The organism is Roseateles sp. P1_C6 (assembly GCF_056406315.1).
In genome coordinates, this window is the sequence record NZ_JBFUAK010000007.1 from 142,282 (window position 1) to 165,301 (window position 23,020).

Annotated in this window: 15 protein-coding genes; 8 read left to right on the top strand and 7 right to left on the bottom strand. The window is 69.7% G+C overall.

Annotated features, from left to right (window positions below; all coding sequences use genetic code 11):
• Positions 1–86: 86 nt before the first annotated feature.
• On the bottom strand, positions 87–2,255 hold the full coding sequence (locus AC1D29_RS16585) for a malate synthase G (RefSeq protein ID WP_477899324.1): 2,169 nt from the start codon (positions 2,253–2,255) through the stop codon (positions 87–89).
• A gap of 150 nt (positions 2,256–2,405) precedes the next feature.
• Between AC1D29_RS16585 and AC1D29_RS16590 the strand changes: the two genes are divergently transcribed.
• The gene (locus tag AC1D29_RS16590) at positions 2,406–3,314 is read left to right on the top strand and encodes a LysR family transcriptional regulator (protein WP_477899326.1); all 909 of its coding nucleotides are present in this window, start codon (positions 2,406–2,408) and stop codon (positions 3,312–3,314) included.
• A gap of 159 nt (positions 3,315–3,473) precedes the next feature.
• Here the strand turns inward: AC1D29_RS16590 and AC1D29_RS16595 are convergent, their stop codons facing one another.
• From AC1D29_RS16595 to AC1D29_RS16620, 6 genes are all read right to left on the bottom strand, one after another.
• Positions 3,474–5,174 (bottom strand): AMP-binding protein, encoded by a 1,701-nt coding sequence (locus tag AC1D29_RS16595; protein WP_477899328.1) that lies wholly within the window; start codon positions 5,172–5,174, stop codon positions 3,474–3,476.
• A gap of 125 nt (positions 5,175–5,299) precedes the next feature.
• On the bottom strand, positions 5,300–8,074 hold the full coding sequence (locus AC1D29_RS16600; RefSeq protein WP_477899330.1) for a serine/threonine-protein kinase: 2,775 nt from the start codon (positions 8,072–8,074) through the stop codon (positions 5,300–5,302).
• Positions 8,074–8,658 carry an ECF-type sigma factor gene (locus AC1D29_RS16605; RefSeq protein WP_477899332.1) on the bottom strand — a complete coding sequence of 195 codons (585 nt, stop codon included), beginning with the start codon at positions 8,656–8,658 and terminating at the stop codon, positions 8,074–8,076. The genes AC1D29_RS16600 and AC1D29_RS16605 overlap by 1 nt, the downstream gene beginning before the upstream one ends.
• A gap of 1 nt (position 8,659) precedes the next feature.
• Entirely contained in the window at positions 8,660–9,943 is a 1,284-nt protein-coding gene (locus AC1D29_RS16610) for a tryptophan--tRNA ligase (RefSeq protein WP_477899334.1), read from the bottom strand.
• A 35-nt stretch (positions 9,944–9,978) separates the two neighbouring features.
• Positions 9,979–11,001, bottom strand: coding sequence for a LacI family DNA-binding transcriptional regulator (locus AC1D29_RS16615; protein ID WP_477899336.1), 1,023 nt, complete (start codon positions 10,999–11,001; stop codon positions 9,979–9,981).
• 31 nt (positions 11,002–11,032) lie between these two features.
• Positions 11,033–12,964, bottom strand: coding sequence for a glycoside hydrolase family 3 protein (locus AC1D29_RS16620; protein ID WP_477899338.1), 1,932 nt, complete (start codon positions 12,962–12,964; stop codon positions 11,033–11,035).
• A 216-nt stretch (positions 12,965–13,180) separates the two neighbouring features.
• On the opposite strand from AC1D29_RS16620, the gene AC1D29_RS16625 reads away from it, so the two are divergent.
• From AC1D29_RS16625 to AC1D29_RS16655, 7 genes are all read left to right on the top strand, one after another.
• Entirely contained in the window at positions 13,181–15,937 is a 2,757-nt protein-coding gene (locus tag AC1D29_RS16625; RefSeq protein ID WP_477899340.1) for a TonB-dependent receptor, read from the top strand.
• Positions 15,938–15,997: 60 nt separating this feature from the next.
• On the top strand, positions 15,998–17,350 hold the full coding sequence (locus AC1D29_RS16630) for a GH1 family beta-glucosidase (protein WP_477899342.1): 1,353 nt from the start codon (positions 15,998–16,000) through the stop codon (positions 17,348–17,350).
• A gap of 145 nt (positions 17,351–17,495) precedes the next feature.
• Complete coding sequence (locus AC1D29_RS16635; RefSeq protein ID WP_477899344.1) at positions 17,496–18,728, top strand: ABC transporter substrate-binding protein; 1,233 nt, start codon at positions 17,496–17,498, stop codon at positions 18,726–18,728.
• A 2-nt stretch (positions 18,729–18,730) separates the two neighbouring features.
• The gene (locus tag AC1D29_RS16640) at positions 18,731–19,609 is read left to right on the top strand and encodes a carbohydrate ABC transporter permease (protein WP_477899346.1); all 879 of its coding nucleotides are present in this window, start codon (positions 18,731–18,733) and stop codon (positions 19,607–19,609) included.
• Positions 19,606–20,466: a carbohydrate ABC transporter permease gene (locus AC1D29_RS16645; RefSeq protein ID WP_477899348.1), complete on the top strand. Its 861-nt coding sequence runs from the start codon at positions 19,606–19,608 to the stop codon at positions 20,464–20,466. The genes AC1D29_RS16640 and AC1D29_RS16645 overlap by 4 nt, the downstream gene beginning before the upstream one ends.
• Positions 20,463–21,518, top strand: a complete 1,056-nt coding sequence (locus AC1D29_RS16650) for an ABC transporter ATP-binding protein (protein WP_477899350.1) — start codon at positions 20,463–20,465, stop codon at positions 21,516–21,518. Before AC1D29_RS16645 ends, AC1D29_RS16650 begins: the two co-directional genes overlap by 4 nt.
• Positions 21,518–23,017 carry a tryptophan halogenase family protein gene (locus AC1D29_RS16655; protein ID WP_477899352.1) on the top strand — a complete coding sequence of 500 codons (1,500 nt, stop codon included), beginning with the start codon at positions 21,518–21,520 and terminating at the stop codon, positions 23,015–23,017. Before AC1D29_RS16650 ends, AC1D29_RS16655 begins: the two co-directional genes overlap by 1 nt.
• Positions 23,018–23,020 lie beyond the last annotated feature (3 nt).

Below are 23,020 nucleotides of genomic sequence, written 5' to 3' on the forward strand. Positions count from 1 at the left end.
AACTGACCGTGGGCTGTTGTCAGGAGACGACTTAATCCCTGCAGACTGAATGTTAACGAATGTTGTGGCGCCGTTGCGGCGCGGTATTAATGGCTTTTCACTCTCAGTCGCCAGGCATGCAGCAGCGGTTCGGTGTAGCCACTGGGCTGCGACTCGCCCTTGAAGACGAGGTCCAGCGCCGCCTGCATCGCCGCGCCCTGTGGGTGCTCGGCCAGTGACCGGTAGGCCGGGTCGCCAGCGTTCTGTCCGTCGACGACGGCGGCCATGCGAGTGAAGGTCTCGCGCACCTGTTCGGCCGTGACGACGCCGTGGCGCAGCCAGTTGGCGATGTGCTGGCTGCTGATGCGCAGCGTCGCGCGGTCTTCCATCAGCCCCACGCCGTTGATGTCGGGCACCTTGGAGCAGCCCACGCCCTGGTCCACCCAGCGCACGACATAGCCCAGGATGCCCTGCACGTTGTTGTCCAGCTCCTGGTGGCGCTGGTCGCGCGTCCAGTCGGCCTTGGGGGCGACGGGAATGGTCAGCAGCGCGTTCAGCAGGCTGTCGCTTTCGGCGGCGAGGTCGACCTTTTCCAACGCCTGTTGCACGGCGCTCACGCTGACCTGGTGGTAGTGCAGCGCATGCAGCGTCGCGGCGGTGGGCGACGGCACCCAGGCGGTGTTGGCGCCGGCCTTGGGATGGGCGATCTTCTGCTCCAGCATGGCCGCCATCAGGTCGGGCATGGCCCACATGCCCTTGCCGATCTGGGCGCGGCCGCGCAGGCCGCAGGCCAGGCCCGTCAACACGTTGCTGCGCTCGTAGGCCTGGATCCAGCTGGACGTCTTCATGTCGCCCTTGCGCAGCATGGGGCCGGCGCGCATGGCGGTGTGCATCTCGTCGCCGGTGCGGTCCAGGAAGCCGGTGTTGATGAAGGCCACGCGGCTGGCCGCGGCGGCGATGCAGGCCTTCAGGTTGACCGAGGTGCGGCGCTCCTCGTCCATGATGCCCAGCTTGACGGTGCTGTCCGGCAGGCCCAGCAGCTGCTCGACGCGCGTGAACAGCTCGGCGGCGAAGGCCACTTCGGCCGGGCCGTGCATCTTGGGCTTGACGATGTAGACCGAGCCGGTGCGCGAGTTGCCGCGGCGCTGCAGGTCGTGCATTGCGATGGTCGTCGTGACGACCGCGTCCATGATGCCTTCGGGGATCTCGCTGCCGTCGGCCAGCAGGATGGCCGGGTTGGTCATCAGGTGGCCCACATTGCGCACGAACATCAGCGAGCGGCCGTGCAGTGTCAGCGTGCCGCCGTCGGCCGCCGTGTAGACGCGGTCGGCATTCAGGCGGCGCGTGAAGCTCTTGCCGCCCTTGGCGACCTCCTCGGTCAGCGTGCCCTGCTGGATGCCCAGCCAGTTGCGGTAGGCCAGCAGCTTGTCCTCGGCGTCAACGGCGGCGACGGAGTCTTCCAGGTCCAGGATGGTCGACAGCGCGGACTCCAGGATGACATCGCTGATGCCGGCGGGGTCTGTGCTGCCGATGGGCGTGTCGCGGTCGATGCGCACGTCCAGGTGCAGGCCGTGGTGCACCAGCAGCACGCTGCTGGGCGACTCGGGGGCGCCCTGGTAGCCGGCGAAGGCCGCGGCGTCGGCCAGGCCGGTCACGTCGCCCGATGCCAGCGTCACGGACAGCTGGTTGCCCTCGATGCGGTAGGCCACGGCCTGGCCGTGCGAGCCCTCGGCCAGCGGTGCGGCCTGGTCCAGCACCTGGCGTGCGAAGGCCACCACGCGGGCGCCACGCGCCGGGTTGTAGGCGCCGGCACGCGTCGCGCCGTCGGTCTCGGGAACGGCGTCGGTGCCGTACAGCGCGTCGTACAGCGAGCCCCAGCGCGCGTTCGCCGCGTTCAGCGCGTAGCGGGCGTTCAGGATGGGCACCACCAGCTGCGGGCCGGCCTGCAATGCCAGCTCGGCGTCGACATTTGCCGTGGTCGCCTGCACCTGGGCCGGCGGCTCGACCAGATAGCCGATGCGGGTCAGGAAGCCGCGGTAGGCCGGCATGTCGGTGATGGGGCCGGGGTTGGCCTCGTGCCAGGCGTCCAGCTCCAGCTGCAGGCGGTCGCGCTCGGCCAGCAGCGCGCGGTTCATCGGCGCCAGCTCATGGGCCAGCTGGCTGAAGCCGGCCCAGAAGCGGTCCGCTGAGACGCCGGTGCCGGGCAGCACCTCTGTGTCGATGAAGCGGGCGAGGTCGGCATCGACCTGCAGGCCGTGAAGCGTGGTGCGCGGCATGGCGGAACTCCTGGCAAGAACAGATGTCGCAAATCTAGCGCCCCCGCGTGTCGCGATTCACTGTGCCGAGCGCAGGGAATCCGTGACCAAAACGCAAAGGTCGCCGCAAAAACGCCAGCCTTTGCGTCGTCGCGCCAGCACAATCCCGGCATGGACAAGCTCAAGCAGATGGAGTCCTTCGTCCTTGTCGCCGGCAAGGGCAGCCTGACGGCGGCCGCCCAGGCCGAGGGGGTCGCCCCCGCTGTCATGGGTCGGCGACTGGATGCCCTGGAAGCGCGCCTGGGCGTCAAGCTGATGCTGCGCACCACGCGGCGGCTGACGCTGACGCCCGAGGGCCAGGCCTTCCTGGAGGACTGCCAGCGTCTCATCGCGTCGCTGGCCGACGCCGAGGCGGCGGTGAGCGCCGGTGGGCTGCAGGCCAGCGGCCATCTGCGCGTGACGGCGCCGGCGGGCTTTGGCCGCCGTCACGTCGCGCCGCTGGTGCCGGGCTTCCTGGCCGGGCACGCCGAACTGAGCCTGTCGCTGAACCTCAGTGACCGCGTCGTCGACATCGTCCACGAGGGCTTCGACTGCGCGGTGCGCGTCGGCGACCTGCCGGACTCCAGCCTGGTCAGCACGCGGCTGGCCGACAACCGGCGCCTGTGCGTCGCCGCGCCCGGCTATCTGAAGCGCGCCGGCACGCCCAAGCATCCCGACGACCTCGGCCGCCACGCCTGCCTGACGCTCAGCTCGGAAGCCAGCCAGACGCGCGGCTGGGCCTTCCAGATCGACGGCGCCGTGCAGCACCTGCGCCCGAGCGGGCGGCTGGACTGCAGCGACGGCCAGGTGCTGCACGACTGGTGCGTCGCAGGCCTGGGCCTGGCTTGGCGCAGCACCTGGGAGGTCGAGGCCGACCTCGCGGGCGGGCGGCTGGTCAGCGTGCTGGATGCGTTCGCGGCGCCGCCCAACGGCATCTACGCGGTGTTCCCTCAGTCACGCCATTTGCCATTGCGGGTGAGGCTTTGGGTGGAGCATTTGCGTGCGCACTACGGCCGCGCGGACTACTGGGGCGCAGCCTGACGGATCGGTTCTCTGGTTTTCGGGCCGAGCGCCGGGCCGCTCCCAAGCCGGCCCGTCACGGCGATGTGCTTGCGGCTCCATGCCGCAAGCATCGCCGTCCCCTCGGGGACCGGCTGGGCAGGCCCGCGTTCAGCGCGGCCTGACCGGACGAGGGGCTCCTCAATCCCCGAACAACACCTTCGCCCGCTTGCCCACCCACGCGTCGAACTTGCCGGCATAGACCTCTTCGATGCGGTTGCGCTTGACCTTGAAGGTCGGCGTGATGAAACCGTTGTCCACCGTCCATGGCGTCTTGATCAGCACCAGCGCGTCCAGCTGCTCGTGCGGGTCCAGGCGGGCGTTGACGTCGTCCAGGTGCTTGCTCAGCTCGGCCATCAGCGCGGCCTTGTCGGCCTCGCTGCTGGCGCGCTGCAGGCCTTGCGGCGACAGCATCGCGATGCCCAGCGGCTGGCCCATGTTGGCGCCTGCCACGCAGCAGGCCTCGACGTTGGGGTTCATGCCCAGCTTGTCCTCGATGGGCGCCGGGGCGACGTACTTGCCCTTGCTGGTCTTGAACAAGTCCTTCACGCGGCCGGTGATGCGCACGCAGCCGTCGCCGTCCTGCGTGACCTTGTCGCCGGTGTGCAGCCAGCCGTCGGCCGTCAGCGCGTCGGCGGTCAGGCCCGGCTCCTTGAAGTAGCCCAGCATCAGCGCGGGGCTGCGCATCTGCAGCTCGCCGTTGGCGGGGTCGATGCGGGTCTGCACGCCGCCGTAGGCCGGGCCCACGGTGCCGCGCTGGTTCTTGCCCGGCATGGTCATGTGCGACAGCGCCAGGTTCTCGGTCATGCCGTAGCCCTCGTTGATGGGCAGGCCCAGCGTGCCGTACCACTCCAGCAGCGCGACGGGCATGGGCGCCGCGCCGCCGACGGCGATGCGGCACTGGTCCAGGCCCAGCGCCTTCAGTACCTTCTTGCGCACCAGCCCGCCGATGATGGGCAGGCGCAGCAGCTTGTTCATCTTCTGCGGCGGCATCTTGGCCTGCACGCCCTGCTGGAACTTGACCCACAGCCGCGGCACGCTGAAGAAGATGGTGGGCCGCGCGCGCTGCAGGTCGGCCGTGAAGGTGTCCAGCGACTCGGCGAAGAACACCTTGAGACCCACCTTCAGCCAGCTGTGCTCGACCAGCACCCGCTCGGCCACATGGGCCAGCGGCAGGTAGGACAGCATGCGGTCCTGCGCGCTCATCGGGAAGCGCGCCAGGCCCTCGGCGATCGCCCAGGCGAAGGCGCCGAAGTTGTGCATCACGCCCTTGGGGTTGCCGGTCGTGCCCGAGGTGTAGATCAGCGTGCAGAGTTCGTCGGCGGCGCGCGTGGGCTCGCCCTTCATCGGCTCGGTGCGGGCGCAGATGGCGTCCCAGCTTTCATAGGTCTTCTTCGCGTCGTCGGGCGACAGCGCATAGCTTGCGCCGGGCAGGCTGGGCAGCACGCCGGGCTTCATGCCCTCCCAGCCGTCCAGCTTGCCGACGAAGATGTAGCGCGCCTCGCTGTGCGTGAGGATCTGCGTGATGGTGTCGGCCGCCAGCGTGGGGTACAGCGGCACCGAGACATAACCGGCCATCCAGATGGCAAGGTCGCTCATCAGCCACCAGGCGCAGTTCTTGGACAGCACGGCCACCTTGGCATCGGCCGGCCAGCCCTCGGCGGCGCCTTTCGCTTTCAGGAACGCGGCCATGCGGCGCACCTGGTCGCCGACCTGGGCCCAGGTGAAGTCCTTGACCTCCGTCCCGCCCATGGGCTGCGTCAGCGTGACGTTGCTGCCGGCCGTGCGTTCCCAGTGATACAGGCGTTGCAGCGCAAGCTGGTCGGCGGCGATGGTGGCCATGCGGTGTCTCCAACAGGTGTTCTTCGTGAGTCGCGAAGTTAACCGGCCGTCATGCCGGGGCTGCTACGGGAAAACACCTTGCAGCGTGATCTGCTGCCCAGTGGGCCTAGAGGCAATCCTCTAGTTCAGAACTGGCCCGCCCAGTGCGGCTGCCATTGCCCGCGGCCCAGTTCGGCGCGCAGCGTGTCCAGCGGATGGCTGGTCAGCCACTGGGGGCGCAGCGCGTCGGCGCGCTGCAGCGCGGCGGCCGCGTCGGGCGTGCCGACGAGGCTGGCCGCCAGGTCCAGCTGAGCGCGCCAGTGCGGCAGGCCCTGGGGTGGCGGCAGGCTGTCCAGCAGCGCGACGCGCTGGCGCAGCCGGGGCAGGCTGTCGGCGCGGTGGCCGCGTGCACGGTCCAGCTCGCCGGCCGCCTGTTCGATGCGGCTGCGCAGCTGGTGGTGCACCGACAACCAGGGCTGGGCCTGCAAGTCCTGCAGCGGCGCCAGTGCTTGCTGGGCGAGGGCCAGGTCGCCCAGGCGCAGGCCCACGCGCACCAGCGCCAGGCCGGCCTCGGCCCAGGGCGGGCCGGTGATGTCGTCGCTGTGCGCCAGTTCGTCGGCCATGCGGCGCGCGGCGGGCAGCCATTCGGCCGCGCGCTCGGGCCGGGCCAGCGCGCGCGCCAGCAGTGCGGCGCTTTCGCGCGGCAGGCGCAGCGTCGGGTGGCCGGCAGCCTCGCGCGGCAGCCGGTTTTCGAGCTCTTCATAGACCTGCACGGCCTGCGCGTAGTCGCCCAGTTCGACGAAGTACCGCCCCAGGTCGGCGCGCATGCGCTGGCTGCTGGAGTTCCCAGGCCCCAGCAGCGCGTCCATGTCGGCGATCAGCTGGCGGGCGTTGTCGGCACTGCCTTCGGGCCGCCCCAGCCGAGCCTGGATGTTCCACAGGTGCTGGCGCGAGCGCTGCACGAAGCGCGCACGATGCGCCGGCGCCGTGGCCCAGGACTCGCGCGTCGCCTCGATGGCTTTCTCGGCGTCCAGCAGCCGGCCCTCGGCCAGGCGCAGCTGGTAGATGTAGGCGTAGTAGTAGGGGTACTCGTAGTCGCTCGGCTTGTAGAAGCGCTGCACCATGGGCCAGGCCTGCGCGTGGATGGCCTCGGCATCGGCGAAGCGCGCGGCGCCCGCGTAGGCGACGAGGAGCTGGTAGAGCAGGCTCTCGTACTCGTCCTCCATCACCGTGCCCGGCCTGGCCTTGGCAAAGGCGGGCAGCATGGGCTCGCCCAGCGCGATGACCTCCAGCGGCGAGTTCAGCGCCGTGTAGATGCGCGCCAGGCGCAGCCTGGCGATCAGCGTGTGCTCGTCGGTCTCGCCCCATTGCCGGGCGCTGACGGCGATCAGCTCCTTGGCCAGCGGGATGGCGATGTCGTGCCGATTCATGTCGGAGTAGGTCGCCACCATCACGTCCAGCACGCGGGCGTAGGTCAGCTCGTCGTTCGCGAAGCGCTGGCGCAGCTCGGCGCGGCTCTTCTCCAGCACCTCGAAGATGGTGGGGATGTGGCCGCCATGCTTGTCGGGGTTGGCCGAGGCCAGCAGCTCGGTCAGGTAGCGCGTCACCTCCTCGCTCTGGCGCGCGGCTGCCTCGGCCTGGTGGCGCTGCCACAGGCTGACGCCCAGGCCCAGGCTCAGCGCGGCCAACACCAGACCGCCGCCGATGGCCAGCGCGGCATTGCGCCTCGCCCACAGCCRCACGCGGTGGCGCCAGTCCTCGGCGCGCACGCTGACCGGGCGCTGCGCCAGCCAATGCTCCAGGTCGTCGATGAAGCTGCCGACGCTCGCATAGCGCTCGGCCGGGTCGCGGCGCATGGCCTTGGCAGCGACGGCCTCCAGGTCGCCGAAAGCGCGCTCGGCGTCGGGCGGCCTGCCGGGGCCGGCCTCGGCGCCACTGCCCGCATCGCCGTTGCCGGGCGCACCGGTCGCGCGCGTGATGCGCCGCGCCTGGCCATGCAGCACCGCATGCTCCAGCGCCGTGCGGCTCAGGCCCCGGCGGCCGAAGGGCAGCTCGCCGCTGGCCAGCTCGTACAGCATGACGCCCAGCGAGTAGATGTCGCTGGCCACGCCCACGGCGTCGCCGGTGATCTGCTCGGGCGCCGCGTAGGCGGGCGTCAGGCGCCGTCCGGCGAGCTGGGTCAGCTGGTGGTCGGACTGGTGGCCCGAGTCGTCCAGCAGGCCGGCGATGCCGAAGTCCAGCAGCTTGGTTTGCCCTGCGTCGTCCACCATGACGTTGCTGGGCTTGATGTCCCGGTGCACGATGAGCTGGGCGTGCGCATGCTCGACGGCGCGCGCCACTTCCACGAGTAGCTTGACGCGTGCGGTCAGCGGCAGCGCGCCTTCGCGGGCATGGTCCGACAGCGTGCGGCCGGCCACGTACTCCAGCACCAGGAAGGCGCGGCCGTGCTGTTCGCCCGCGTCCAGCAGCCGCGCGATGCCGGGGTGGGTCAGGCGGCCCAGCAGCGCGCGTTCGCGGGCGAACCGCGCCGTCAGGCCGGCGCTGGCGACGTCGTCGCGCAGCAGCTTGATGGCCGCCTCGCCCTGGTAGAGGCCGTCGGCCCGCTCGGCGCGCCAGACCTGGCCCATGCCGCCTTCGCCCAGCAGCTCGGCCAGGCACCAGGCGCCCAGGCGGTCGCCAGCCTCGGGGGCCGGGGGCGTGTCGAGCGGCTCGGCCAACGCGTCGGCCAGGTGGCGGTCAAAGCCGCCAACGCCGGCCGTCGCTGTGGCGTCAGCGTCGGCCAGCGAGGCCAGCATGCGGGCCAGCCGCGCGGCCAGCTCGGGGGGCTGAAGGGCCGCGAGGCGGGAGGCGCGCTCGGCCGCGGGCAGCTCGGCCAGCTCGTCGAACAGCGGCGACAGCCGCTGCCAGTCTTCGGCCTGCATCAGTAGACGGTGTGGGGCGGATCGCCCAGCAGTTCCTGCAGCAGCGCGCGCGCCTTCAGCAGCTCGCGGTTGATGCTGCGCGTGGACAGGCCGCGCAGCGCCGCGACCTCGGCGATGGACAGGCCCGCGAAGCCGATCATCTCGATCAGCTCGTACAGGCCGGCGTCCAGCTCGCGCATGCGCTCCAGCGCCTGGTCCAGGCCGATCAGGTCGACGGCCTGGCTCTGCACGGCGGCCACGTCGTTGGCGGCCGACAGCGTCACCATGACGGCGTCGCCGCCGCGCTTGTCACGGCCTTCGGTGCGCAGGTGGTCGATGACGACCGAGCGCAGCACGCGGCCCACGTAGGCGAAGAACTGGCCGCGCGTGTCGCCCTGCAGGCCTTGCTGGTCGGCCATGCGCAGAAAGCCCTCGTGCACCAGCGCCGTGGTGTTCAGCCCCGCCGCATGGCCGCTCTGCGCCAGGCGCACGCGGGCGACGCGCTTGATCTCCGGGTACAGCACCGCGTAGAGCTGCTGCAGCGACGCCGCATCGCCGCGCGACGTGCCGGCGAGCAGCTCGGTGATCGCGGGCGTGGTGACCACGTCAGTCTTCTTGGAAGGCGGCGAGTGCCGAAGCAATCGCGGCGTCGTCGGCCTCGCGCTGCACCGGCGCGTCGGCGATCCAGCCTTCGCGCTTCAGCCGCGCCACCCATTGGCCGGCGTCGCGGCCCTGCTCGAAGCCGCTGCTCTGCAGCAGCAGCTCGCCGCCGGCCGACAGCAGCTTGAAGTAGAAGCGGCCATCGGCCTCGCGGTACTGCTTGAACACCGGCAGCGCGGCCTTCTCGGTCTTGGCCGTGGCGGTCGTGGCGGTGGTCGTGTAGGGGCGCAGACCGACCGCCGCGCGCAGCTGCTTGAGGAACGGCACGGCGATGGCGCGCGCCTTGGCGGCGCCCGCCTGCAGGATGGCTTCCAGCTGTTCGGGGTGCGCCATCAGGTCGGCATAGCGCTCGCGCATCGGCCCGATCTGGCCGTCGATGAGGGCCACGAGCTGCTGCTTGGCCTCGCCCCAGCCCAGGCCGCCGCGCAGCGCCGCGCGGAACGCGGCGCGCTGCTCGGCCGTGGCAAAGGCGTCGTAGATGGTGACCAGCGCCTGGCCGTCCGGGTCCTTGGGCTCGCCGGGCAGCTTGGAGTCGGTGACGATGCGCGCGACCGCGTCCTTCAGCGCCTGGGCGCCGCCCTCGAAGAGCGGGACGACGTTGTCATAGCTCTTGCTCATCTTGCGGCCGTCCAGCCCGGGCAGCAGCTCCATCTCGGCCTCGGTCACGGCCTCGGGCAGCGTGAACAGGGCCTGGCCCTGGCCGAACAGGTGGTTGAAGCGCTGCGCGATGTCGCGCGTCATCTCGATGTGCTGGACCTGGTCCTTGCCCACCGGCACCTTGTGCGCGTTGAACATCAGGATGTCGGCCGCCATCAGCACCGGGTAGCTGAACAAGCCCATCGTCACGTTGGCGTCCGGCTCCTCGCCGGCGGCCGTGGCCGCATCCACCGCGGCCTTGTAGGCATGGGCGCGGTTCATCTGGCCCTTGGCCGTGACGCAGGTCAGCAGCCACGTCAGCTCGGGGATCTCGGGGATGTCGCTCTGGCGGTAGAGCGTCACGCGGTCGGTGTCCAGGCCGGCGGCCACCCAGGTGGCGGCGATGGCGCGGCTGGAATGGGCGATGCGGTCCGGCTCGTCGCACTTGATCAGCGCGTGGAAGTCGGCCATGAAGAAGAAGCTCTCCACGCCGGGCGCACGGCTGGCCTCGATGGCGGGGCGGATGGCGCCGACGTAATTGCCGAGGTGCAGGGTGCCGGTCGTGGTGATGCCGGTCAGGACGCGTTGGGACATGGAGCTGAAGCCAGAGTTCAGCCCGGATTGTGGCCTCAGCTTCGTTTGCGCGGCGCCGGTGCGGCCACCGAGGCGCGCCAGGTGACGGTGATGTCGAACTGCCGCGAGATCGGCAGCGCCAGCCCGTAGCAGCGGTTCAGCAGCCAGTGCAGGCCGGCCAGCGTGACCTCGTGGCTGGGGATGTGCACGGAGGTCAGCCGCGGCGCGGCGAACTCGGCGCTGGGCGAGTCGTCGTAACCCAGCACCGACATCTCGTGCGGCACCGACACGCCGCGTTCCTGGCAATGCGCCAGCAATCCGATGGCCATCTCGTCGTTGGCGCAGAACACGGCGGTCGGGCGGCGTTTGAGCGCCAGCAGCACGTCGGCCGCGTCCCAGCCGGCCTGGTTGGAGAAGTCGCCGGGCACGGTCAGGATCTTGGCGGTGTCCAGTCCGCGCAGCGCCAGCTCGCCCATGAAGCCGGCCAGGCGGGCGACGTTGTCGGGCGACGTCGTCGGGCCGGAGACGACGGCGATGTCCTTGTGCTTGCGCTCTAGCAGCGCGCGCGCCGCCTGCACGCCGCCCTGCACGTGGTCTGCGGTGAAGCACTGCTCCTTGATGCGGTCGAAGTGGCGGTTCAGCACGACGACCTGGCGCGCGGCGGGGCCCAGCGCCTTGATGTCCTCGTCCTGCAGCGCGTTGGACAGCACGATGAGGCCGTCGCAGTCGCGGTCCAGCAGGAAGCGCATGCCGTCGTTGGTCTCGACGCGCTCGTCCTCGATGCCCTCGCCGAACGCCACCACCATGTGCAGGCCTTGCGCGCGCAGCACCAGGTCGATGGCGCGCAGGATGGGCGTGTAGTAGGTGCCGCGCAGGAAGGGGATGTAGACGCCGATCAGCTTGGACGTGCCGTTGCCCAGAGAGCGCGCGGTCTGCGAGGGGCGGAACTTCAGCTGCGCGATGACCTTGCGCACGCGCTCGGCCGTGGCCGGTGCGACGGAACCGTTCCCACTGATGACGCGCGACGCGGTGCCCACGCCCACGCCGGCCAGCCGTGCTACGTCCTTGATCGTTGCCATTCGCCCTCTGCTTTCACAGGGGCGGATTGAATCACAGGGGGCAGATGGGTTGAGGATCGGCCGGCTCGGGCAAACGCGCAGTCGCGGCGGTGGTTTCCCGCCCGCTCAGGCCGCCGCCGACCGGCCACCAGGGCTTGGCCTCGTGGCTGCTGAACTGGCAGGGCCCGGCCGGCCAGGGGAAGGACAACCGCCCCTTGAAGCCCGGCCAGGCCGGCTCGCCCGCGGCGGGCGCCACCAGCAGGTCGGCCAGGCCCGCGCCCTCGGTGCCCGGCTGCCAGGCGGCGATGAAGGCGTCGCTCTTGTCGGCCAGGTCGTTCACGTACAGCGGCCGACCCGAGTACAGCAGCGTGATGACCGGCGCGCCGCGGCCGGCGACCTTCTGCAGCACGGCCAGGTCTGCGGGGTGGCGGCGGCTGTGGCGCAGGTTCTCGGTGATGCGCACATCGCCCTCGCCCTCTGCATAAGGCGTCTCCGCCAGCACGGCGACGACGGCGTCGAAGCGCGCCGGGTCGCTCTGGCTGCCGTCGGCGTCAAACGTGACTTGGGCCTGGCCCAGCCGCTGGCGCAGCGCGGCTAGCAGCGAGGTGCCTTGCGGGTAGTCGGCGTTGCTCGTGTCGCGGCCCTGCCAGGTCACGCTCCAGCCGCCGCTCTGGTGGGCCAGGCTGTCGGCCGCCGTGCCGACGACCAGCACGCGCGCGTCGCGCTTGAGCGGCAGCAGCCCCGGCTTGTGCTTCAGCAGCACCAGCGACTCGCGCACCGCCTGGCGCGCCAGCGCCGGCGCCTGCATGGCCTCGACCGTGGCGGGCACGGCGGGCTGCATGCCGATGCTGAACTTCACGCGCAGGATGCGGCGTACCGCGTCGTCGATGCGCGCCATCGGGACGCGGCCCTGCTCCACCGCGCGCACGGTGTTGTCGAAAAAGGCCTTCCACTTGAACGGCACCATGACGACGTCGATGCCGGCGTTGATGGCCGCGGGGCAGTCGTCGTCCTTGCAGCCGGGGATCTGGCCGATGCCGTCCCAGTCGCTGACGATGAGGCCGTCGAAGGCGAGCCGCTCCTTCAGCACGCCGGTCAGCAGCGTGGTGTTGCCATGCATCTTGCCGTGGGCGACGTAGCCGGCGCTGTCGGTCCAGCTGCTGAACGAGGCCATCACGGTCAGCACGCCGGCGTCCAGCGCGCCGAGGTAGCCGGCGCCGTGGATGCGCGCGAGATCGGCGGGCGACGTCTGCGCCAGGCCCTGGTCGATGCCGCGCCGCGTGCCGCCGTCGGCGACGAAATGCTTGGCCGTGGCCAGCACGCCGCGGCCGTCCTTCATTCCCTCCTGCATGCCTTCGACCTCGGCCTGCCCCAGGCGCCGCACCAGCGCCGGGTCGACGCCGAAGCTCTCGTAGGTGCGGCCCCAGCGCACGTCCTGCACGACGGCCAGCGTCGGCGCGAACGCCCAGTGCAGGCCGGAGGCGCGCACGGCGCGTGCGGTGGCGCGGCCGATGTCGCGCACTAGGTCGGCATTGCCGGTCGCGCCCAGCGCGATGTGATGCGGGAACAGCGTCGCGCCGCGCACGTTGTTGTGGCCGTGCACGGCGTCGGTGCCCCAGATCAGCGGGATGCCCGGCGTGGCCTGCAGCGCCGCGGCCTGGAACTGATCGGACAGCGCCCGCCACTGCGCCGGCGTGGCCGCGCGGTTGTCGCCGGGCCAGCCGCCGCCGCCGTTCAGCACCGTGCCGATGGCGTACTCGCGCACTTCGGCCGGCGTGATCGCGCGGATCTCCGGCTGCGTCATCTGGCCGATCTTCTGGCGCAGGCTCAAGGTCTTCAGCGCCGCCTCGACCCGGGCTTCCAGCGCCGCGTCGCGCACCGGTTTGCGCGCGGGCCAGGCTTGCACGACGGGGTCGGTGTCCGCGGCGATGGCGGGGTTGGTCAGGGCGAGCAGGGCGGCGAGAAAGAGGGGTGTGCGGGTCATCGTGATCGATCGGCTGGGGCGCGCGACGGTAGTGGGTGACACAAAAAAACGTCAACCCCGGCCGGCGAGATTGACAACGCGAACTGTGACGCATTAGATTTGCGCCGCGGTTGGAACCGGTTCCATTTTGCGGCGCGACCCCTTTGCCTGGCAAGGGGGCGACGCCGGCAGAGGGCCGCCAGCGAGCGAACAAGACAGAACCAGGAGACAGAAGAAATGCAACGCAACATCTTGCGCGACGCTGTGCGCGCCCTTCCCGCCGGTGCCCCCGGGTCGGCCGCGCCGCGGCTGCGGCTGAGCCCCATCGCCGCCGTCTGCGCCGGCCTGCTGAGCGCGCCACTGATGGCGCAGACGCCGCCGGCGTCGACCGACGCGCAGAAGCTGGACACGGTCACCGTCAGCGGCTTCCGCGCCAGCCTGGAGTCGTCGATCAGCACCAAGCGCAATGCCGATGCCATCGTCGAGGCCATCTCGGCCGAGGACATCGGCAAGCTGCCCGACGTGTCCATCGCCGATGCGATCTCGCGCCTGCCCGGCCTGACGGCCCAGCGCGTGGCCGGCCGCTCGTCGGTCATCAGCATCCGCGGCATGGCGCCGCGCTATGGCGTGACGCTGCTGAACGGCCGCGAGATCGTCAGCACCGGCGACAACCGCTCGGTGGAGTACGACCAGTTCCCGTCGGAGCTGATCAACGCGGCCACCGTTTACAAGACGCCGGACGCCGGCCTGTCGGCGCAGGGGCTGTCCGGTACCGTCAACATGAAGACGCTGCGGCCGCTGGATTTCTCCAAGACGCAAGGCGTTGTGGGTGTGCGCCTGGAGCGCAATTCCAACGGCTCGCTGAACCCTGAGATCTCGGCCATGGGCAACCGTCTGAGCGCCTCCTACGTGACGCAGTCAGCCGACCGTACCTGGGGCGCGGCCGTGGGCTTTGCTCACCTGGATTCGCCCAACCAGGAGAAGCACTACAAGAGCTGGTGGTGGGCCAACACCAACAACTGGGGCGCGCCGCTGCCGGGCGCGCCGCTGGACGCGGTGGCGCTGCAAGGCTTTGAGCTGGGTGCCGCCTCGTCGCGCCAGAAGCGCGACGGCCTGATGGGCGTGCTGGAGTACAAGCCCAACGCCGGCTTCCACAGCACGCTGGACCTGTACTACTCCAAGTTCGACCAGACCGAGGCGCGCCGCACGGTGATGTCCGACATGGCGACCTGGTCGGGTGCCAGCTGGAGCAATGCGCAGACGACCAATGTCAACGGCGACAAGATCATCACCAGCGGCATCGTCAACAACACGACGCCGGTGGCGCTGACGACCTACAACAAGCGCCAGGACGACATCCGCGCCGTCGGCTGGAACAACGAGCTGAAGCTGGCCGACTGGAAGCTGGTGGGCGACCTGAGCTGGTCCAAGGCCAAACGCGACGAGCAGAACGCCGAACTGCAGGCCGGCTCGATCAGCCGCGTGAGCCTGGGCCAGGTCAACATCGTCACCGGCGACGGCCGCTCGACCTTCGCGCCGACGTTCGATTTCTCTGACCCGAAAAACGTCTACCTGACCGACCCGGCCAACTGGGGGCGCGACGGCCGCAGCCAGTTCCCCAAGGTGCGCGATCAGATCAAGGCGCTCAAGCTCACGGCCGGCCGCGCCTTCGACAGTTGGCTCAGCAGCTTCGAGGCCGGCGTGGACTACTCCGAGCGTGACAAGGACATGAACCGCACCGAGGTGAACTACAACCTCAAGAACGCGCGTGCGCCGATGCTGATCCCGTCCGCGCTGCTGCGCGAACCGACGGACCTGACCTTTGCAGGCAGCAACATCCGCATGGTCAATTTCGACCTGCCCAGCGCGCTCAGCCTGTACGACGTGGTGCCGACCGCGCTTGACCAGGCGCCGGGCCGTATCTGGTCCGTGCACGAGAAGATCACCGCAGCCCACGCCAAGCTGGGATTGGAGTTCGACTGGGGCGTGCCCATCCACGGCACCCTGGGTCTGCGCGTGGTGCATGCCAAGCAGTGGAGCAACGGCCTGCTGTGGAATGGCGTCACCAAGCAGGGCGATCCAGTCAGCGGCGGCACCAGCTACACGGATGTGCTGCCCAGCCTGAACCTGGCAGCCGACATCACTGCCAACACCGTGCTGCGCTTTGGTCTGGCCAAGGTGCTGGCGCGCCCCAACATGGAAGACATGCGCGCCGGCATGTCGACCAGCGTCAGCGGCAATGCGCCCTTCGAGTGGTCGGGCAGCAGTGGCAACCCCACGCTGGAGCCCTGGCGCGCCGATGCCGTGGATCTGTCGGTCGAGCACTACTTCAGCAAGCGCAGCTATGTGGCGGCGGCGGCGTTCCACAAGAACGTCAAGAGTTCCGTCTACAACCAGGGCATCGATTTCGACTTCACCGGCTACCCCAACCCGACGCCCAATGATCCGATCAGGAACATCGGCACGTTGACCAGGCCGGCCAACGGCACCGGCGGCATGATCGCCGGCACCGAGCTGAGCGGGTCGATCGACGGGTCGCTGTTCAGCCCGGCGCTGGACGGCATTGGCGTGGCGCTGAGCTACTCCAACACGCGCAGCACGATGCATGAGGAGAACAACCCCAACAAGCCGTTGGACGGCCTGTCCGGCGTGGCCACCAACTTCACCGTGTACTACGAGCGCGACGGCATCTCCGCCCGCCTCGGCAGCCGGCACCGCTCGGCCTTCGTGACGACGGTGCGCGGCACCTTCGGCGAGAACGTGCCGAGCATGATCGCGGCCGAGACCATCCTCGACGCGCAAGTGGGCTACTCGTTCGAAAGCGGGGCCTTCAAGGGCTTGTCGCTGACGCTGCAGGTCAACAATCTGCGCGATCGCCCCTACCGCACCCGCGTCGGCATTTCCACCGGCTCGGCCGACCCCAACGCCACCCTGCCCGAGCGCTACACGTCCTACGGCCGCCAGTTCCTGCTGGGCGGCACCTACAAGTTCTGAGTTCCGTTTCCCGTTCCTGAACCCGCGCCGGCTTCATGCCGGCGCCCCCACATCCGCCCCATGACCGCCTCAAACGCCCCGACCCGCAAAGACTTCCCCGCCGATTTCCGTTGGGGCGTGTCCACCTCGTCCTTCCAGATCGAAGGCGCCGGCCGCGAGGACGGCAAGGGCGAGTCCATCTGGGACCGCTTCTGCAGCGAACCCGGCCGCATCCGCGACGGCTCCAACGCGCTGGTCGCCTGCGACCACTACCACCTGTGGCCGCAGGACCTGGACATGGCCCAACGGCTGGGCGTCAACGCCTACCGCTTCTCCATCGCCTGGCCGCGCATCCTGCCCACGGGGCGTGGTGCGGTGAACGAGGCGGGCCTGGCCTTCTATGACCGCTTGGTGGACGGCATGCTGGAGCGCGGCCTGGACCCCTGGGCGACGCTGTACCACTGGGACCTGCCGCAGGCGCTGCAGGCGCAGGGCGGCTGGATCTCGCGGGACACGGTGGGCGCCTTCCTCGAATACACCGACATCGTCACGCGCCGCCTGGGCGACCGCGTCAAGCACTGGATCACGCACAACGAGCCGTGGTGCTCCTGCATGATGGGCTATTGGGAGGGCGTGCACGCCCCCGGCGGCAAGAGCCTGGCCGACGCGATGCAGGCCTGCCACCACGTGCTGCTGTCGCACGGCCAGGCTATTCCCGTGATCCGCAAGAACTCGCCCGGGGCGCAGGTCGGCATCACGCTGAGCCTGCACCCCATCACCGCGGCATCCGACAGTGCGGAAGACCTCGCCGCCGTGAAGCGCCACGACGGCCTGCGCAACCGCTGGTTCCTGGACCCGCTGTTTGGGCGCGGCTACCCCGCCGATACGCTGGCCCTGCTGGGCGAAGCCGCGCCCCAGGTGCAGGCCGGCGACCTGGCGGCCATCGCGACCGCGACCGACTTCCTCGGCGTGAACTACTACTTCCCCGAGATGGTGGGCAATGACCCCGATGGCACCCACAGCCCCATGCGCGCCAAGCTCGTCGAGCGCGAAGGCGTGGAGCGCACCGGCTTCGGCTGGGAGGTGTCGCCGCAAGGCCTGGTCGACCTGCTGACCCGCATCCAGCGCGACTACAACCCGCCGGTCATCCAGCTGACCGAGAACGGCTCCACCTTCGAGGACCAGCTGACGCCCGACGGCCATGTGCACGACGCCGAGCGCCTGAGCTACCTGCAACGCCACCTGAGCGCGGTCCGGCAGGCGATGGACGCCGGCGTGCCGGTCAAGGGCTATTTCGCGTGGAGCCTGCTGGACAACTTCGAATGGGCTGAGGGCTACTTGCGCCGCTTCGGCCTGGCCTATGTGGACTATGCGACGCAACAGCGCACGCTGAAGGACAGCGGGCTCTGGTATGGCCGCTTTCTGAATGAATGATTAAAGGAGGCGGCCCCTCATATGAGTGACAAAACCGCGGGTACAGGCGGTTTCTAAATGAAAGATTACAGGGTCGTCCCTCAGGCCGGCCGCGCCCGTCCCAAGGGACACTGCGCCTCGCCGCACCACAAGATCCGGAGACAAGATGAAGTTCCCCCGCCACGCCCTGGCCGCCGCTGCGCTTGCCGCAGCCGCTTTCCCTGCCGTCGCCCAGCCGCTGAAGGCCGAGGTCATCCACTGGTGGACCTCGGGCGGTGAATCCGCCGCCGCCAAGACGCTGGCCGACGCCTACCGCGCCCAGGGCGGCGTGTGGGTGGACACGGCCATCGCCCTGGGCGAGCAGGCCCGCTCGGTGGCCATCAACCGCATTGCTGGCGGCAACCCGCCGACGGCCGCGCAGTTCAACACCACGCAGCAGTTCCGCGACATCGTCGACCAGGGCCTGCTGAACAACGTCGACGACGTCGCCAAGCGCGACGGCTGGGACAAGTTCCTGCCCGAGACCGTGCTGCAGGCCATCCGCGTGAAGGGCCACTACTACGCCGCGCCGGTGAACATCCACAACATGACGTGGTTCTGGTTCTCCAAGGCCGCGTTCAAGAAGGCCGGCATCGCCGACGAGCCGAAGAACTTCGACGAGCTCTTTGTCGCGCTGGACAAGCTCAAGGCCGCCGGCGTCGTGCCGCTGGCCCATGGCGGCCAGCCCTGGCAGGACGGCATCGTCTTCACCGCCACGCTGGCGCACTACGGCGGCCGCGAGCTGTACCTGAAGATCTTCCGCGACCGCGACCCCAAGGCCATCATGGGCGAGGACTTCAAGAAGGTGCTGCTGGCCTTCAAGAAGCTGCAGAGCTACACCGACAAGGGCTCGCCGGGCCGCAACTGGAACGATGCGACCGCCATGCTGATCAGTGGCCGCGGCGGCGTGCAGATCATGGGCGACTGGGCCAAGGGCGAGTTCGCCCAGGCCAAGCAGGAGGCCGGCAAGGACTACGGCTGCGCGCCCGGCTTCGGCCCGAACGCGCCCTACGTCATCCAGGGCGACGTGATGGTCTTCCCCAAGACCGACAAGCCCGATCAGGTCAAGGCCCAGCAGCTGCTGGCCAGCGTCATCACGCAGCCGGCCACGCAGGTGGCCTTCAGCATGAAGAAGGGCTCCATCCCCATCCGCACCGACGTGGACGTCAGCAAGATGGACTTGTGCGCGCAGATGGGCGTGGCGGCGATGAAGGACAAGTCGCGCCAGCTCGGCAACGGCGAGATCTACATCACGCCCGACCAGAACGGCGCCTTGCAGGACGTGCTGACCTCGTACTGGAACCGCAACCTGCCGGTTGAAAAAGTCCAGAAGGACATCGTCAACGCCTTGAAGTCCTGACGATGAAGCGCCGCTCTCTCGCGGCCTGGGGTGCCCTGCTGCCCCTGGCCGTCATCGTCCTCGTCGGCTATGTCGGCACGGTGCTGTGGACCTTGCGCACCTCGCTGTCCAGCTCGCGCACCTTCCCCAAGGACGACTTCGTCGGCCTGCAGCAGTTCGAGCGCCTGCTCGACAACGACCGCTGGCAGCACGCCATCCACAACCTGGCCGTGTACGGCGTGCTCTACATCGTCGCGGCGATGCTGATCGGCTTCCTGCTCGCCGTCTTCATCGACCAGAAGGTGCGCGGCGAGGGCGCGCTGCGCACGGCCTTCCTGTACCCCTACGCGATGTCCTTCGTCGCGACGGGCCTGGTCTGGCAATGGGTGCTCAACCCCGACAGCGGCCTGCAGAACGCGATGCAGCAGCTGGGCTGGACCAGCTTCCAGTTCGACTGGATCGTCGACCAGGACATGGTCATCTACACGGTCGTCATCGCCGGCACGTGGCAGGGGGCAGGGCTCGTGATGGCGCTGATGCTGGCCGGCCTGCGCGGCATCGACGAGGAGATCTGGAAGGCCGCGCGGCTGGACGGCATCCCGACCTGGCGCGTCTACCTGTCCGTCGTGCTGCCCATGATGGGCCCGACGCTGGCGACGGTCTTCACGCTGCTGGCCACCGGTGTCGTCAAGGTCTTCGACACCGTCGTCGCGATGACCCAGGGTGGCCCCGGCACGGCCAGCGACGTGCCCGCGAAATTCATCATGGACCACTTGTTCGGCCGCGCCAACCTGGCCCTCGCCTCGGCCGGCGCCGTGATGCTGCTGATCACCGTGCTGGCCCTGGTCGCGCCGCTGGCCTATGCGCGCAGCCGCCAGGCCGCGAAGGGAGGCCACGCATGAAGCGCAAGGCCACTGCCCACTGGGCGCGCCTGGGCGTCTACGCCTTCCTGCTGTTCGCCGCAGCGTTCTTCCTGCTGCCGCTGTACGTCATGCTGACGACGTCGTTCAAGAGCATGGAGGAGATCCGCCTCGGCCAGATCTTTGCGCTGCCGTCATCGGCGTCTCTGGACGCCTGGCGCGCCGCCTGGAGCGAGGCCTGCACGGGCGTCAGCTGCGAGGGCATACGCGGCGGCTTCTGGAACTCGGTCGCCATCATGGTGCCGTCGGTCATCCTGCCCATCCTGCTGGGCGCCATCAACGGCTATGCGCTGAGCTGGTGGAAGCCCAGGGGCGGCGACTGGCTGTTCGCCGTGCTGATGATGGGCGCCTTCATTCCCATCCAGGTGATGATCTTCCCGCTCGTCAAGCTGGAGGCGGCCGTCGGCATCTACAGCAGCCTGCCCGGCATCGTGGTGGTCCACCTCGTCTTCGCGATGCCGGTCATGACGCTGCTCTTCCGCAACTACTACGCGAGCCTGCCGTCCGAGCTGTTCAAGGCGGCGCGCGTGGACGGCGGCGGCTTCTGGCGCATCTTCGTGCAGCTGGTGCTGCCGATGTCCACGCCCATGCTGATCGTCGCGGCCATCATGCAGATCACCGGCGTGTGGAACGACTACATCCTGGGCCTGACCTTCGCCGGCCGCGAGAACCAGCCGATGACGGTGCAGCTCAACAACGTCATCAACACGACGACCGGCGAGCGGCTCTACAACCTCAACATGGCCGCGACGATCCTGACGTCCGCCGTGCCCTTGTTGGTCTATCTGATTTCCGGCCGCTGGTTCGTCCGCGGCATTGCAGCGGGCGCAGTCAAATGAGTGGCGTGAACATCCAGAGCCTGAGCATCCGCTTCGGCGCCAACGAGGTCATCAAGGGGCTGGATCTGCAGGTCCACGAGGGGGAGTTCCTCGTGCTGCTGGGCCCCTCGGGCTGCGGCAAGTCGACGCTGCTGCACAGCATCGCGGGCCTCATCGACGTCTGCGACGGCAGCATCCACATCGGCGGCCAGGACATGACCAACGCCGAGCCCTCCGAGCGCGGCATCGGCATGGTCTTCCAGAGCTACGCGCTGTACCCGACGATGACGGTGGAGCGCAACATGTCCTTCGGCCCGCGCGTGGCGGGCGTGCCCAAGCCTGAGATCGAGCGACGCGTCAAGCGCGCGGCCGAGATGCTGCAGCTGACGCCGCTCTTGAGCCGCAAGCCGTCACAGCTGTCCGGCGGCCAGCGCCAGCGCGTCGCCATCGGCCGGGCGCTGGTGCGCGAGGCTGGCGTGTTCCTGTTCGACGAGCCGCTGTCCAACCTGGACGCCAAGCTGCGCGCCGAGCTGCGCCGCGAGTTGAAGCTGCTGCACCAGACGCTGGGCAACACGATGATCTACGTGACGCACGACCAGGTCGAGGCCATGACGCTGGCCTCGCGCATCGTCGTCATGAAGAGCGGCGTCATCCAGCAGATCGGCACGCCCAGCGAGGTCTACGAGCGCCCGGCCAACCTGTTCGTCGCGGGCTTCCTCGGGGCGCCCGCCATCAACATGGTGCCTGCCAAGGTCGCTGCCGACGGCCGCTCGCTGCAAGGCGCGCTCCCCTTGCAGCTGGCCGAAGGCCGCGTGAAGGCCGGCCAGAGCCTCGTGCTGGGCGTGCGCCCCGAGCATGTGCGGCTGCAGTCCGACGGCCGCTGGCGCGCGACGGTGCAACTGGTCGAGCCCATGGGCAACCACCAGGTCGTCTGGATGAAGCTGGGCGAGCAAGGCTTCTCCGTGCTGGTGCACGATGGCCGCCGCATCGCGGCCGGGGACGAGCTGGCCTTCGACATCGACGAGTCCGCGCTGAGCGTCTTCGACGCTGCCAGCGAGCAACGCCTGGGCTGATGGACGCCACGCGCCGCATCGTTATCGTCGGCGGCGGCAGCGCCGGCTGGATGACCGCGGCGGCGCTGGCGGCGCGCCTGCTGGGCAAGGACGGCGAGGCTCGCTGGCAGCTCACGCTGGTCGAGTCCGACGACATCGGCATCGTCGGCGTCGGCGAGGCCACGATCCCGCCCATCCGCGGCTTCAATGCGCTGATCGGGCTGGACGAGGACGAGTTCCTGCGCGAGACCGGCGGCACGTTCAAGCTGGGCATCGAGTTTGTCAACTGGGGCGCGCCGGGCGAGCGCTACATGCACGCCTTTGGCGACATCGGTCGGCCGCTGGACGAGCTGCCTTTTCATCAGCATTGGCTGCGCCTGGGTGCGCAAGCGCCGCTGGCCGAGTTCTCCATCAACAACCAGGCGGCGCTCGCCGGCCGCTTCATGCGGCCGCGCCCCGACATGGCCGGCTCGCCGCTGGCCGACATCGTCCACGCCTTCCATTTCGACGCGGCGCGCTACGCGGCGCTGCTGCGCCGGCATGCGACAGCAGCGGGCGTGCTGCGCATTGAGGGCCGCATCGAGCAGGTCGAGCGCGACGAGGGCGGCATCCGCCGGCTGCGGCTGCAAGGCGGTGCCGTCATCGACGGCGACTTCTTCATCGACTGCTCCGGCCTGCACGCGCTGCTCATGGCCAAGACGCTGGGCGTGCCGTTCGAGGACTGGTCGCACTGGCTGCCCTGCGACCGCGCCTGGGCCGTGCCCACGCCGTCCGTCGGCCCGCTGCTGCCGTACACGCGCGCCACGGCGCACGACGCCGGCTGGCAGTGGCGCATCCCGCTGCAGCACCGCACCGGCAACGGGCATGTGTTCGCCAGCGCCTTCGTCGACGAGGCCGCGGCGCGCGACACGTTGCTGCGCAACCTCGAGGCCGAGCCGCTCGCCGAGCCGCGGCTGATCCGCTTTCGCACCGGCCGGCGCCGCGAAGCCTGGGTCGGCAACTGCGTCGCCATCGGCCTGGCCAGCGGTTTCCTGGAGCCGCTGGAGTCGACCAGCATCCACCTGATCCAGAGCGCGGTGCTGCGGCTGATCGACTGCTTCCCGCATGCCGAGCCCGACGCTGCCGACATCGCCGAGTACAACCGCCAGACCGCCGCCGAGATGGACGCCGTGCGCGACTTCGTCATCCTGCACTACAAGCTGACGCGCCGCGACGACTCGGCGTTCTGGCGCCACTGCCGCGACATGGCCGTGCCCGACGCGCTGCAGGCGCGCATGGACTTGTTCTCCGCCAGCGGCCGCATCCACCGCCAGGGCCAGGAGTTGTTCTCCGAGCCCAGCTGGCTGCAGGTGCTGGTCGGCCAGGGCCTGCGCCCGCGCCGGCACCATGCGCTGGCCGAGCTGAGCGCCCGCGAGCGCGCCCAGGCCTTTGTCGACAACACCCGAGACGTCGTGCGCCGCTGCGTGGCCGTCATGCCATCACACGCTGATTTCATCGCCGCCCACTGCGCGGCCTCTTGAGCC